The 14,312-nt window shown below is 67.3% G+C and carries 10 protein-coding genes; 2 read left to right on the top strand and 8 right to left on the bottom strand.

What is annotated here, in order from left to right; genetic code table 11:
* Positions 1 to 194 precede the first annotated feature (194 nt).
* The 4 genes from FB548_RS15720 to FB548_RS15705 all read right to left on the bottom strand — a co-directional run bounded on the left by FB548_RS15720 (position 195) and on the right by FB548_RS15705 (position 7,733).
* Complete coding sequence (locus FB548_RS15720) at positions 195 to 2,432, bottom strand: EAL domain-containing protein (protein WP_142125737.1); 2,238 nt, start codon at positions 2,430 to 2,432, stop codon at positions 195 to 197.
* Between the two features lie 228 nt (positions 2,433 to 2,660).
* Positions 2,661 to 5,270: an ATP-dependent chaperone ClpB gene (gene clpB, locus FB548_RS15715; RefSeq protein ID WP_142125736.1), complete on the bottom strand. Its 2,610-nt coding sequence runs from the start codon at positions 5,268 to 5,270 to the stop codon at positions 2,661 to 2,663.
* 167 nt (positions 5,271 to 5,437) lie between these two features.
* Positions 5,438 to 7,021, bottom strand: a complete 1,584-nt coding sequence (locus FB548_RS15710; protein ID WP_142125735.1) for a hypothetical protein — start codon at positions 7,019 to 7,021, stop codon at positions 5,438 to 5,440.
* 238 nt (positions 7,022 to 7,259) lie between these two features.
* Positions 7,260 to 7,733: a DUF3574 domain-containing protein gene (locus FB548_RS15705; protein WP_142125734.1), complete on the bottom strand. Its 474-nt coding sequence runs from the start codon at positions 7,731 to 7,733 to the stop codon at positions 7,260 to 7,262.
* Between the two features lie 183 nt (positions 7,734 to 7,916).
* On the opposite strand from FB548_RS15705, the gene FB548_RS15700 reads away from it, so the two are divergent.
* Positions 7,917 to 10,337: a TonB-dependent receptor gene (locus FB548_RS15700; protein WP_142125733.1), complete on the top strand. Its 2,421-nt coding sequence runs from the start codon at positions 7,917 to 7,919 to the stop codon at positions 10,335 to 10,337.
* Between the two features lie 143 nt (positions 10,338 to 10,480).
* Here FB548_RS15700 and FB548_RS15695 read toward each other — a convergent pair whose 3' ends face one another.
* The 4 genes from FB548_RS15695 to rluD form a co-directional block, all read right to left on the bottom strand.
* Positions 10,481 to 10,900, bottom strand: a complete 420-nt coding sequence (locus FB548_RS15695; RefSeq protein WP_142125732.1) for a thiol-disulfide oxidoreductase DCC family protein — start codon at positions 10,898 to 10,900, stop codon at positions 10,481 to 10,483.
* 84 nt (positions 10,901 to 10,984) lie between these two features.
* Positions 10,985 to 11,518: a DUF4166 domain-containing protein gene (locus tag FB548_RS15690; protein ID WP_142125731.1), complete on the bottom strand. Its 534-nt coding sequence runs from the start codon at positions 11,516 to 11,518 to the stop codon at positions 10,985 to 10,987.
* Positions 11,503 to 12,273 carry a peptidoglycan editing factor PgeF gene (gene pgeF / locus FB548_RS15685; RefSeq protein WP_142125730.1) on the bottom strand — a complete coding sequence of 257 codons (771 nt, stop codon included), beginning with the start codon at positions 12,271 to 12,273 and terminating at the stop codon, positions 11,503 to 11,505. The genes FB548_RS15690 and pgeF overlap by 16 nt, the downstream gene beginning before the upstream one ends.
* Positions 12,270 to 13,244 carry a 23S rRNA pseudouridine(1911/1915/1917) synthase RluD gene (rluD, locus tag FB548_RS15680; RefSeq protein WP_142125729.1) on the bottom strand — a complete coding sequence of 325 codons (975 nt, stop codon included), beginning with the start codon at positions 13,242 to 13,244 and terminating at the stop codon, positions 12,270 to 12,272. Before rluD ends, pgeF begins: the two co-directional genes overlap by 4 nt.
* Positions 13,245 to 13,362: 118 nt before the next feature.
* Here rluD and FB548_RS15675 point away from each other — a divergent pair, with 118 nt between their 5' ends.
* On the top strand, positions 13,363 to 14,250 hold the full coding sequence (locus FB548_RS15675; protein WP_142125728.1) for an outer membrane protein assembly factor BamD: 888 nt from the start codon (positions 13,363 to 13,365) through the stop codon (positions 14,248 to 14,250).
* Positions 14,251 to 14,312 lie beyond the last annotated feature (62 nt).

The following is a 14,312-nucleotide window of genomic DNA, read 5'->3' as shown; positions in this document are numbered from 1 at the left end:
GTACCTGCACTATCGGTTGTGGTGTGCCTGGAAGATCGGATGATCCGTGCCCCAGCAAGCTCCGCCGTCTTCATCGAAACCTCGGGCTGGGGGCGGCAGATTCGCTACTTTCAATCTCAACGAGAGGCGGGGAAGCGGACGCCGCGCCTAAATCCGCGCCTGGTTTCCTGTCCAAAGCGGCCGTCGGCACGCCGTCAGGAACAGGCCACAGGCGCGACGTCCGGCAACAGCCGCGTGCCGATGGGTACCGGATGGCCGAAATGATAGCCCTGCCCCCACTGCACACCCAGATCGCGCAACTGGTCGGCGAGCTCGGCGGTCTCCACGTACTCGGCCACGGTGGCGAGGCCGTGGGCCTTGGCAACCGCCACAGCAGCGCGCACGATCTCCAGATCGCGCGACTGGCTCTGCATGTTGCGTACGAACTGGCCATCGATCTTCAGGCTGTCCACCGGCACCTGCCTGAGGCGTTCGAAGTTCTGCATGCCGCTGCCGAAGTCGTCCAGGGACAGGGAGCAGCCGCGCGCGCGCAGGTCGTGGAACAGGCGCAGCACCGGCTCCTGGCTGGCGATCACAGCCGTTTCGGTCAGCTCGAAGCACAGCGCGGCATGCGGCAGCGGCGCCTGCCGCAGCAGTTCCGCGAAGCGCGCGCGGAACGACGCGGAGGCCACGCTCTTGCCGCTGAGGTTGATGCCGAGCCTGGCGATACGCGGGATCGCGAGCGGGTGCGTCCGCAGCCATTGGAACAGGCACTCGATCACCGCGATGTCCAGTTCGGACGCGTGACCGCCCGCCTCGAGGTCGGCGATGAATTCGTTGGGAAGCAAAAGGCTGCCCTGCGCCGTGCGCAGCCGGCACAGGACCTCGCCCTGGAACCCCGCCGAGGGCTGGCCGGCCAGGGCTACGATGGGTTGCACGTAAAGCTCCACCCTGCCGGCATGCACGCAGGCCAGCGCCTCGGCGGCGGCGACCAGCCGATGTCGCCGTGCCTGCGCATCGGGCCTGCCCAACGGACTGGGTTCGCAGGGCACTGGATTGTGTTCGCCCACCTCCCGTGCACGCAGGGCGGCGTCGCACGCATTGGCCAGGCATTCGTCCAGTGCCTCCACGCCCGCCCGGTCGCAGGGTGCGACGCCCAGGTATGGACTTACCCGCAGCTGTGCGCCATGCCACTGGAACACGAACGCCTGCAGCCGTCTCAGGATCTCCTCCATCTTCCCGGCACTGGCCCCGGCCTGCTCGGCTCCGAGCGGCAGCAACACGAACTTCCCGCCCCCCATGTGGTAGGGACGCGCCAGTGGCACCATTTCCCTGCCGATCTCCCGCAGCAGCTGCGACTGCGCTCGCCAACCGTAGCTTCCCAGCACGCGCTCGACCTGATCCAGCAACAGGAAGCCCAGCACCGCGGGCCGCGTGGGCGATGTGCGCCACGCCTCGCGCAGCGCATGGGCGTTGTCCAGACCGCTACTCGCGTCGTGGCGGCACATCGCGCGGAGATGGTGATACCTGTGTTTGCGCTCGCGATTGAGCAGGAACAGCACTGCCAGGATCAGCACCATGAAATTGCATTCGACCAGGTGCGCCAGCAGGCCCATCACTTGCGACGGCGAGGCGGCTTGCCCCGCCTGGTCCGTCAGGCCATGCAGCAGGATCAGGTGCATCGACGTCAGCAAAGGCATGGAGTACTCGACACGCCACAGCAGCATGGCGATGCCCAGCAACACGCCGGCCAGCGCGCGATAGTCGTAGACCAGTTCCACCCACCGCCATGAGGGCCACGCTTGCAGCACATGCGCAGCCAGCACGCTTGCGCACAGCCATGTCACAACGGCCACCCAGCGGCGGCGCATGGCGCGCCGCAACCAGTCATCGGTCCACAGCAGCAGGAAGGGCAGCGTGACCGCGCCCACCCCCACGTGCTTGGCGAGCCACAGCTGCGCCGACGTGTTGGCGACGGCGGCGAACGGTTCGCCATGCGTCCAGGCGACGGCGGCCGACAACAGCGTCCAGCCGGTGGGAAAAAGGAACAGGCCCGCCACGGCGTAGCGGAACATCCCCGATACCTTCAGGCGGCGCCCACCCCGGAAGGGGCCACCTGCCCAGCGGGCGCACAACTCGGTCCAGCGCCACTGCAGCACCATCGCGACGGCGAAGCCCGCCACATAGGATTCGGGGGGATCCTGCAGTCGGGCGCGCCACCACCAATGCAGGAAGCTCGTGAAGAAGGCCGTGGCGAGGACGCGCCGATCGCCACCCAGCAATGCCACGCCGAGCAGCAGGCCCGCATGCGCATGCACCAGCGAGGCGTCGCCGGAGAGCGCTGCATGATGGAAGAAGCGCGCGCTGTAGTCGACGCTGACGCCCTGCAGTAGCCAGCACGCGAACGAGACCACACACGCGTCCACCCACCAAGCGCGACGTCGCGAAACCATCGTTGCGTCTCCTCCCCCCCGGGATGACGCCAGTGCGGACAAGCCCCCGCTTTCCGCATCGCGCCGGAGCCGACGTTACTCCGCCGTCAACGACAATGCGATAAGCGCGACGCTAATGTGAGTCGGCTGTGCGGCCGTCGCGACCGGTTTCGAGGTGCGGCCGCATACGCGGTCCGCACCCGATGCCCGACCTCTACACCTTGGTGGTGCGCAGCCCGGCGGCAGGACTCACGACGTCGCCGCGCTTCGCGCAAAGCGAAGCTGCCCACCTTCGGCATGCACGTGCACGGTATCGCCCGCGCCAAAGTCGCCTGACAGGATCTTGTGCGCCAGCGGATTCTCCAGCTGCGCCTGGATCGCGCGCTTCAGCGGACGCGCGCCATACACCGGGTCGAAGCCGACGTTGCCCAACAGGGCCAACGCGGAATCGTCGATGTCCAGCGTGATCTGCCGCTCGGCCAGCCGCTTGGCGAGGTAGCGCGTCTGGATGCGGGCGATCTCGCGGATCTGCGCCTTGTCCAGCGGATGGAACACGACGATGTCGTCCAGCCGGTTGATGAACTCCGGGCGGAAGTGTGCCTGCACCACGCCCATCACGGCGGCCTTCATCTGCGTATAGGCTTCCGGCGTGTTGCCCGCGCCGCCACCATCGCTCATGTCCTGGATCAGGCTGGAGCCCAGATTGGAGGTCATCACGATGACCGTGTTGCGGAAATCGACCGTGCGGCCCTGGCCGTCGGTCAGGCGACCGTCGTCCAGCACCTGCAGCAGGATGTTGAACACATCCGGATGCGCCTTCTCCACTTCGTCCAGCAGGATCACGCTGTACGGGCGACGACGCACCGCCTCGGTCAGGTAACCGCCTTCCTCGTAGCCCACGTAGCCCGGGGGTGCGCCGACCAGACGGCTCACCGCGTGCTTCTCCATGAACTCGCTCATGTCGATGCGGACCATCGCGTCGCTGCTGTCGAACAGGAATTCGGCCAGCGCCTTGCACAGCTCGGTCTTGCCGACACCGGTGGGGCCGAGGAACAGGAACGAACCACTGGGACGGTCGGGATCGGAAATACCGGCGCGCGACCGGCGCACGGCGTCGGAGACGACCTTGATCGCCTCTTCCTGGCCGATCACGCGGCCACGCAGCGACTGCTCCATCTGCAGCAGCTTCTCGCGTTCACCCTCCAGCATCTTGCTGACCGGGATGCCGGTCCAGCGGCTGACGACCTCGGCGATCTCCTCTTCGGTGACCTTGTCCTGCAGCAGGCGGAAGCCCTTCTGCTCGGCCTCCTGCGCTGCCGCCAGCTGCTTCTCCAGTTCAGGCAATTGCCCATACTGAAGTTCGCTCATGCGCGCGTAGTCCTGCTTGCGCTGCGCGGCTTCCAGCTCCAGCTTCGCCCGCTCGATCTGCTCCTTGATCTTCGTGGCGCCGGTCAGCGTGGCCTTCTCGGCCTTCCAGATTTCTTCCAGGTCGTTGAACTCGCGCTGCAGCGATTCGATCTCGGTTTCCAGATCGGCCAGGCGCTGCTTCGACTGCGCGTCCTTCTCCTTCTTCAGCGCCTCGCGCTGGATCTTCAGCTGGATCAGCCGGCGCTCCATGCGATCCATTTCTTCCGGCTTGGAGTCGATCTCCATGCGGATGCGCGACGCCGCTTCGTCCATCAGGTCGATGGCCTTGTCCGGCAGCTGGCGGTCGGCGATGTAGCGGTGCGACAGCGTGGCCGCGGCGACGATGGCGGGGTCGGTGATCTCCACGCCGTGGTGCACGGCGTACTTTTCCTTCAGCCCGCGCAGGATGGCGATGGTGTCCTCGACGCTGGGTTCGCCCACGAACACTTTCTGGAAGCGGCGCTCCAGCGCGGCGTCCTTCTCCACGTACTTGCGGTACTCGTCCAGCGTGGTCGCGCCGATGCAGTGCAGTTCGCCGCGCGCCAGCGCCGGCTTCAGCATGTTGCCGGCGTCCATGGAGCCTTCGGCCTTGCCGGCGCCGACCATCGTGTGCAGTTCGTCGATGAAGAGGATGATCTGGCCTTCGTTCTTGGCCAGGTCGTTCAGCACGGCCTTCAGGCGCTCCTCGAATTCGCCGCGGAACTTCGCGCCGGCAATCAGGGCACCCATATCCAGGCTCAGCACGCGCTTGCCCTTCAGGCCTTCCGGTACCTCGCCGTTGACGATGCGTTGCGCCAGGCCTTCGACGATGGCGGTCTTGCCCACGCCGGGTTCGCCGATCAGCACGGGATTGTTCTTGGTGCGGCGCTGTAGGACCTGGATGGTGCGGCGGATTTCCTCGTCGCGGCCGATCACCGGGTCGAGCTTGCCGATCTCGGCACGCTCGGTGAGGTCGATGGTGTACTTCTCCAGCGCTTGGCGCTGGTCTTCGGCATTCTCGGATTGCACTTTCTCACCCCCGCGCAGGCGGTCGATAGCCGCACGCAGCTTCTGCTTGTCGGCGCCGCTGGCCTTCAACTCCTGACCGGCGGCGCCGCTGTCGTCCAGCGCGGCCAGCAGGAACCACTCGCTAGCGATGTAGGTATCGCCGCTGTCCTGCGCGAGCTTGTCGGTGACATTGAGCAGGCGCGAGAGGTCGTTGCCGATGGACAGGTTGCCGGCCTGGCCGGTCACCTTCGGCAGCTTGTCGAGCGCTTCGCCCAGCCGCTCGCGCAGCACGGGCACGTTGACGCCGGCCTGCGACAGCAGCGGACGCGTGCTGCCGCCTTGCTGCTCCAGCAGTGCGGTCAGCACGTGCACCGGTTCGATCATGGTGTGGTCGCGGCCCACGGCCAGCGACTGCGCGTCAGCCAGCGCCTGCTGGAAACGCGAGGTCAGTTTGTCCATCCGCATCGGGAGAACCTCAGGAAAAGTAGGGGCCGGCGAATGCCAGCCGATGCTACCGAGATGAGGTTAAGCGCCGGTGTTTCAAGACCGGCTGAGACCCGGGTTCAACGTAGGGTGGGCCCTGGCCCACCTTCCTGTGCATGGCTGCGAGGCGTGGCGGGCCAGGGCCCGCCCTACGGCTTCTTCTGCAGCGATAGCAGGCCCAGCAGCACAGCCAGCGCGGCGTACGCACCGGCGAACTGCCACCGAATGGTCGCGCGCAGGCCTTCCACGTCCCACGGCAGGTAGATGCCGCCGCGCGGATCCACCGAGTGGATGATGCCGAACAGCGTCAGCACCGCGCCGACCAGCAGCGCGGCCACGGCACGGCCATTACGCCCATCGATCATCGCCACCAGCGCGGTGGTCCAGATCATCGCGGTGATGATGAAGCCGTTGCCCAGCGTGACGATGGTGGCCAGGTCGGGCAGACCGTGCCCGTCGACGCCCTCGTACAGGGCGGCGAAGCGGTCCGGCGCGATCCACGCCGGATTGCCGAACTTGATCGTCAGCAGGTAGGCCACCGACGGGAGGAAGCCCAGCGCCACCGCGATGGCGTGCTTGCGCGGCGTTTCGGTGAAGGCCTGCACGGTGATGTCCAGGCCCACGTAAACAATGATCGGCGCCAGCACCGCCACCGGCAGCCACTGCACCAGCCCCGACACGTAGCCCAGCACGCCGCCCAGGCCGATGAAAAGACCTGTCAGCAGCGTGTAGCCCTTGCGCGCGCCCATGTGTTTGTAGGCGGGCTGGCCGATGTAGGGCGTGGTCTGCGCCACGCCGCCGCAGAAACCGGCCACCAGCGTGGACACCGCTTCGGCCAGCAGCACGTCGCGCGTGCGGTAATCGTCGCCGGCGGCGCGTGCGCTTTCGCTGACGTTGATGCCGCCCACCACCATCAGCAGGCCGAACGGCAGCAGCAGCGGCAGATAGGGCACGGTGTAGGCCAGGCCATCCAGCCAGCCCAGCGTGGGCAGTGGCAGCGTCACCGCCAGCGGCACGGCATCCGGCACCTTGAAGCCCGGCGCGCCGAGACCGGACAGCCCCAGCGCGTAATACAGCGTGGTGCCGACGATGAAGGCCAGCAGCACGCCGGGAATCTTCACCGGCAGCTTCCCCTTCGCCACCAGCACGTATAGCAGCAGGCCGAAGGTGACGAAGCCGACGATGGGCTGGCGCAGCGTTTCGATCAGCGGCAGGAAGCCCAGCAGCGTCAGCGCCGCGCCGCCGATGGAACCCAGCAGGCCGGCACGCGGCACCGCGCGCGTGACCGCATCGCCGAAGAACGACAGCACCAGCTTCAGCACGCCCATCACCACCAGCGAGGCCATGCCGAGCTGCCAGGTGGCGGTTGCCGCCGCCTGTTCGTCCATGCCCGCCTGCTTGAAGCCGACGAACGCCGGGCCCAGCACCAGCAGCGCCATGCCGATGCTGGTGGGCGCATCCAGGCCCAGCGGCATCGCCGTGACGTCGTCACGCCCGGTCTTCGCCGACAGCCGGTGCGCCATCCACGTGTAGATCAGGTTGCCGACCAGCACGCCCAGCGCGGTGCCGGGGAACATGCGGGTGAACACCACCTCGGCGGGGAACTGGAAGATGCCGATCAGCGCGGCGGCGATGAAGCCGAGGATGGACAGGTTGTCCACCACCAGGCCGAAGAAACCGTTGAGGTCGCCGGGAACGAACCAGCGGCGCACGGGAGAAGCCGATGCGGTCATGGGAGGTCGGAGAAGGAGAAGGGAAAGGAGGGAACCGGAGAACGCAGGATAAGCCCCCTCCCCCGTTCACGGGGGAGGGGTGGGGTAGGGGCGACGAAGCCGACCGGTTTCGCCCTCGCGCGAAGCGTCGCGCCGCGCGTCTCGCGCCCGTGCGTATGTCGCACGCACATCATCGTCTGCGCGCGCGCCTGCCCCCATCCCAGCCTTCCCCCGCACGCGGGGGAAGGAGCGGATCGACTCAGAACGATACGTCCACCGCGTGGCGCGACCACAGCACCGACTGGTGGCCCGTGGCCTGCTTCCACGCCAGGCGGATCGCCTCGATGTCGGCCCGGCGCTGCGGCGTGTCCTCGTGCAGGACCACCAGCACCTTGGTCTTCAGCCGGTTGGGTTCCTTCGCGCCGCGGAACAGCCACTGGCCGTAGGCGTCGAACACGGTCAGGCCATCGGGGAAGCGCGCGGTCACTTCCTTGTCCAGGAAGGCGCGCCACGTCGCCTCGCTGATCGGCTCGGCCTGGGGACGGTCGGCCGGTCCCGTCTCTTCCCCCACGCCGAAGTACAGCTCGCTGCGCACCCAGCCGTTCGCGCTGGCCGGACGCAGCGCATCGCCTTCCAGCGCGGCGGTCGTGGCAGGGGCCGGCGCGACGGGCGGCGTGGACGCACATCCGGCCAGCGCGAGAAGGACCAGCAACCAGACAACACGATGGGACATGGGGAATACCTCGTGGAAGAAGGACAGGATGGAGCACGCCACCGCGATGGCCATATGACGCGACGGCATAAGGTGATGGACAGCGGAGATGACACACAGCCCGCAGCGGCGGCTAATATATCGCTTCATCGCAATATAGCGATAGATTTTACCCCGCCTCCTCCCTCGCCCCACGAGACCCGCATGTCCCACCCCACCCTTGCTCCGCTCGGCGCCGCCATCGTGCTGGCGCTCGCCCTCCCCGCCCATGCCCAGACCGCCCCTGCCGGCGCCACCGACCTGGACGCCGTGATCGTCACCGGCACCCGTGCCACCGACCGCACCGCGCTGGAATCCACTTCGCCCATCGACGTGCTGACCGCCGAGGACATCCGCAAGGCCGGCGTGCTCAACGGCGAACTCGGCAGCGCACTGCAGGCGCTGCTGCCGTCGCTGAACTTCCCGCGCCAGTCCAACTCCGGCGGCGCCGACCACATCCGCGCCGCGCAGCTGCGCGGCCTGAGCCCCAACCAAGTGCTGGTGCTGGTCAATGGCAAGCGCCGCCACACCAGCGCGCTGGTCAATACCGACAGCAAGATCGGCAAGGGCAATACACCGGTGGACTTCAATGCCATCCCGGTCAGCGCGATCAAGCGCATCGAAGTGCTGCGCGACGGCGCTGGCGCGCAGTACGGCTCCGATGCCGTCGCCGGTGTCATCAACGTCATCCTCAACGATGCGCCGGAAGGCGGGGCCTTCGAGGCCAACTATGGCGCGCACCATACGAAGGTGGAGCCGATCGACCAGACCGTCACCGACGGCCAGAGCGGCTTCTTCAGTGCACAGGTCGGCGACCGTATCGGCGATGGCGGCTTCTTCCGGGTGGGCCTGGAGTACAAGCAGCGCGAGGGCACCAATCGCGCTGGCTTCGACCAGATCCCGTTCTTCGAAGAACAGACGCCCGACAACCTGGCGCTGGCCGGCCAGCGCAACTACGTGCTGGGTGATGGCAGCTCGCGCGACATCAACGCCTGGCTCAACGCGGCCGTGCCGCTGGGCGAATCCGCAGAGTTCTACGCGTTCGGCACTTACCACCAGAGCGACACTGAAGGCGCCAACTACTTCCGTTACCCAGATGGCGTGGCGAACTGGAAAGAGGTCTATCCGAACGGTTACCGCCCGATCTCCGAAGGCGAGAACCTGGACTTGGCCGGCGTGGCCGGCGTGCGCGGGCAATGGGGCGACTGGGATTACGACGCCAGCCTCAATCATGGCCGCAATGAATTCACCTACCGGCTGCGCAATTCGCTCAACGCCTCGCTGGGGCCCAGCAGTCCCACGCGATTCAAGACCGGCGACTACGAGTCCGCACAGACGCTCGCCAACCTCGATCTGAGCCGCGTGTTCGGCGCGCATACGTTCGCCACCGGCCTCGAGTTCCGTCATGAAACCTTCGAGACCGGCGCAGGCGATCCCGCCTCGTACGCAGCCGGTCCCTTCACCGACCGCCCGACCGGCTCGCAGGCCGGCGGTGGGCTGACGCCGCAGGACACCGCCGACCTCGACCGCGACGTGTCCAGCGTCTACGCCAGTCTCAGCAGCCAGTGGGGCGAGAAGTTCACCACCGACATCGCCGCGCGCTACGAGCACTACGACGACTTCGGCGGCGAACTGACGGGCAAGCTGGCCGCCCGCTACGAGTTCGCGCCGGCCTTCGCGCTGCGTGGCTCGGTGTCGAACAACTTCCGGGCGCCGTCGCTGAGCCAGATCGGCTTCGAATCCACCTCCACCGGCTACGACGCCTCCGGCCAGCTCACCCAGGGCCGCCTGCTGTCGGTCAACAATCCCATCGCCCGGGCGCTCGGCGCGCAGGACCTGGACCCAGAGAAGGCGCTGAACCTCAGCCTCGGCTTCACCAGTCGCATCGGCGATCACTTCGACGTATCGCTGGACGTGTTCCGCATCGACATCGACGACCGCGTGGCGATCACCGAGCGCATCAGCGGCGACGCGCTGACCGATTTCGTGCTGGACAATTTCGGCGTGCCCGGCGTGCAGAGCGCCAACTTCTTCATCAACGCGGCAGACACCCGCACGGAGGGCGCCGAAATGGTGGCCAACTGGCGGCAAGCGCTGGGCGACGGCAACCTGCTGCTGACCGGCGCTTACAGCTACGCCAAGACGGAATTGAAGAACATCGCCGCCACGCCGGCCGAACTACTGGCGATCGATCCGGGCTACGTGCTGTTCGGCGTGGAAGAGAGCAACACGCTGACCGATGCCGCACCGCGCACGCGCGGCATCTTCACTGCCAGTTGGGACAGCACGGCCTGGTCGCTGCTTGGACGCGTCACCCGCCATGGCAGCGCCAAGCGCGTGTTCAACTTCGGCGGTGGCTTCGAGCCGGAGCAGACCTACGGCGCCGAGTGGCAGCTGGATGCGGAAGTCGAATACCGGTTTTCGCCGCAGTGGAGCGTCGCGCTGGGCGGCCTGAATCTGACCGACGAGTACCCGGACCTGTCGAGCGCGGACATCTCCTATTTCGGCAACCTGCCCTACGACGTGCTGTCGCCGATCGGCAGCAACGGCGCGTACTACTACACGCGGGTGCGCTACACGTTCTGAGTTCAACGAACGCCGTCATCCCGGCGAAGGCCGGGACCCAGTGTCGTTGCTTCTTGCGTATGGCAGCGGATCTTCCGCAGGCAAAAAGTCACTGGGTCCCGGCTTCCGCCGGGATGACGATCAGGGAGGCCGACCTGATCGGTCTACTTGAGGAACCGCGCCCGCTCTTCCTCGGTAGGCACGTGGCACGCGGTCGTCCCGAACCATCCGTACCGGTTGCGTGCCACCCAGCGGTAGAGCGGATTGCGGACGACGCGTGGCACTACTGCGATCACCCTCGCCAATTGCCACACGCCACCCAGGCCCGTCAGCACGCGCTGGATCGCCTCGCTGTCGGTCCACGCGCGCTCGCCGTCGACCAGCAGGAACGACGCCGGATCGTCAGGATCCAGTCCGTGCCCCGCCAGCAATTCGCGTCCGGCATCCGACTGCATGGCGGCGAAGCGGTAGCGTCCCACGCGGTCATGCTTCAGCAGAAAGCGTACCCAGCCGTTGCAGAGCACACAGACGCCGTCGAAGACGATGATGGGGCCTTGTGCGGCGGAGGGATCGTTTGCCGTCATTCAACCTCTCTGTGACGCTTGATCGCTCCCCTCTCCCCGCATGCGGGGAGAAGGCGGTCCGGCGAGCTACGCATCACGACGAGCTCACTCCACATCCAGCCACCCTCGGTAATGCACAAGCAGACCGGTCAACGGCAACGACGCCCAGACGTCGAACCGGTAGCGATCGTCCTCGGCGAACTCTCGTGCGCCCACGCCCCTGAACCAACGCGCCGGCAACGACACGCCGAACACGCTCACCCGGACGACGCGCCATACGATGGCGTGGTCCACGACATTCAGCCGGAAGCCGAACGTCGCCAGGCCCAGCCGCTCGCACAGCACCTCACCGTCGCGCCACAACCGCGAGGGCATGGCGCGACCGCCGATGAAACGCGTCCAGCGCTCGGCGTCAGGCGAGGCTTCGATCTCCACGCACAGCGGACCGTCGCCGGCGGGTGGAAGATGGGTGGCCGCGGCGACCAGCCGTGACAGCCATCGACCGCCGCGCTCGACCTCGACGCCACCTCGATACCGATTCACGCCTTGCGCGACGTGCAGCGCGCGTACCTGCGCCGGCAGCCCGTCGAACGCCGGCCCCAGGACCTGCGCGAACAACGACCTTACGGCTGCATCCATGCCAGCGTGGCGATGCGGCCGCTGCGGCCATCACGGCGGTGCGAGAAGAAGCGCGCGGGCTCGCTGATCGTGCAGAGGTCGCCGCCGTGGATGTCCGCAGGCGTCATGCCATGCGCGACCAGGCGCCGGCGTGCCAGCGCCGGCAGATCGGCCAGCCAATGGTTCTCGCGTGTCGGCGCGAAGCAGGCTTCGGCATCCACATCGTGTGCGACGAACGCGTCGAACACGTCCTTGCCCACTTCATAGCGCGCAGGCCCCGCCGCCGGGCCGATCCAGGCGACCACGTCCGCAGCCGGCGTGTCCATTGCGTCCAGTGTCGCTTCCAGCATCCCTTTCGACAGCCCGGGCCAGCCGGCATGCGCGGCCGCGATCTCGCTGCCGTCCTTCGCGGCGAACACCACCGGCAGGCAGTCGGCAGTGAGGATGGCGAGCACCACGCCGCGCGTCGACGTCACCGCGGCATCGGCGACGGGCTCGGTGGATTCGGGATCCGCATGTGCTTCCACGCGCAGTACATCGATGCCGTGCACCTGCTTCAGCCAGTGCGGTGCGGACGGCAGGCCGGCGAGTTCGGCCAGCTGCGCGCGGTTGCGCGCCACCCTGGCCGGATCGTCGCCATCGGCGGCGTACTTGTTGCCGAGATTGAAGCTGTCGAACGGCGCTGCCGAAAACCCGGCGCCATGTCGCAGCGTGGTGAACGCGTGCACGCCGGCAGGTGCCGGCCAGTCCGCTGCCACCACCGGCACGCGATTCATCCGCGCTTGGCCTGGCTGTCCGCGCGCAGCGCCGCCAGCAGCGCCACCATGTCGGCGGGCACCGGCGCGGTGACGCGGACCGGCTCGCCACTGACGGGATGGGCGAACTCCAGCGTCTCGGCGTGCAGTGCCTGCCGACGGAAGCTGCGCAGCACGGCGATCAGTTCCTCGCTGGCGCCCTTGGGCAACCGCAGCGGGCCGCCGTACAGCGGGTCGCCGATGATCGGGTACTTGATGTGCGCCATGTGCACGCGGATCTGGTGCGTGCGGCCGGTTTCCAGCCGGCATTCCAGCGCCGTGTGCGCGCGGAAGCGTTCGCGCAGGCGATAGTGGGTGACGGCGTCGCGGCCGTCCTCTCGCACCGCCATCTTCAGCCGGTCGCGGGGATGGCGGTCGATCGGTGCGTTGGCGGTGCCGCCGGACACCATCGCGCCGACCACCACGGCCAGGTACTGGCGGTGCACGTCGCGTGAGGCCAGTTGCGCCACCAGCGAGGTGTGCGCCGGCACCGTGCGTGCCACCACCATGACACCCGAGGTGTCCTTGTCCAGCCGGTGCACGATGCCCGCGCGTGGCAGCGCCGACAGCGACGGATCGCGGAACAGCAATGCATTGACCAGTGTGCCGTTCGGATTGCCGGCGCCGGGGTGCACGACCAGCCCGGCGGGCTTGTCCAGCACGAAGACGTGCTCGTCCTCGTACAGGATGTCCAGCGGGATGTCTTCCGGTTCGGCATGGGTCTGGGTATCCAGCACCACGTCCAGGCTGGCGGTCTCGCCGCCGCGCACGGGATCGCGCGGGCGCACCACCTGGCCATCCAGCAGGGCATTGCCGGACTTGATCCATTCGGTCAGGCGCGACCGGGAGAACTCGGGGAACAGCTCCGCCAGGGCGGCGTCGAAGCGCCGGCCGGCCGCGCTGGCGGGCACGATGGCGGTGCGGAGGCTATCGGGGGATTCGGTATCGGTCATGCGGAAAGACATCCAGGGAGGCCATGGTCCGGTCCGTATTGGCCGATTGTTCATGGCGAAGGCGGCGCCTAGGCTATCATCGACGGCCTGTTTCCCTGCCGCGGCCTGCCGCCAGCCCATGACCCAGCGTGCCTTCCCCCGCTTCTCCCGCCCCTCCGCGACCACTCGCCTCGTCCTTTTGGCCCTGGTCATCGGCTTCGCCGGCACCGGCTGCGGCAAGATCTTCAAGAAAAAGGAAGCAGCGGAGAACCAGCCTGTCGAGGTGATGTACCAGGAAGCCCACCAGGCCATGGTGAACAACAACTGGGATCGCGGCCTGCAGAACTTCCGCCGCCTGATCGCCCAGTACCCGTATGGGCCCTATACCGAACAGGCATTGATGGAATCGGCCTATGCCGAGTACAAGTCGGGCAAGCTCGACGACGCGGTCACCACCATCGACCGCTTCATCCGCACCTATCCGACCCATCGCAACGTTCCGTACATGTACTACCTGCGCGGCCTGGCCAACTCCAACCGCGACACGGTGTTCCTGCAGAAGGTCTGGCGCCTGGAAGCCAGCCGTCGCGACCTGGCCACACCGATGCAGGGTTACAACGACCTCAACCGCGTCGCCGAGAACTATCCCAACAGCCGCTACGCCGCCGACGCGCGCCAGCGCATGACCGTGTTGCGCAACCAGTTCGCCCTGCACGAACTGGACACCGCGATCTACTACCTGCGCCGTGATGCATGGGTGTCCGCCGCCAGCCGCGCCAAGTACCTGCTGGAAACCTACCCGCAGAGCAGCCATCAGAACGACGCCATCGCCGTGCTGGCCGAAGCCTATACCCAACTGGGCAACGAAACCCTGGCCGCCGATGCCAAGCGCGTGCTGGAGATCAACGATCCGCAGCACCCCTGGCTGGCCGGCAAGTGGCCGAACTACCCGTGGATGGTGCGCCGCCTGAATCCGTTCGGTGCCGAGAAGTCGATCAATACCGCCGACAGGCGCAACGACGACTGATTCGACCCGGTCGCTGCAACGAAAAAGGGCCGCAAGGCCCTTTTTCATGTGCGGGTGCCGGC

This window comes from Pseudoxanthomonas sp. 3HH-4 (assembly GCF_006716465.1).
Taxonomy (GTDB): domain Bacteria; phylum Pseudomonadota; class Gammaproteobacteria; order Xanthomonadales; family Xanthomonadaceae; genus Pseudoxanthomonas_A.
The sequence above is the reverse complement of the archived record's forward strand: the minus strand, read 5'-3'. Positions and strand labels throughout refer to the sequence as shown.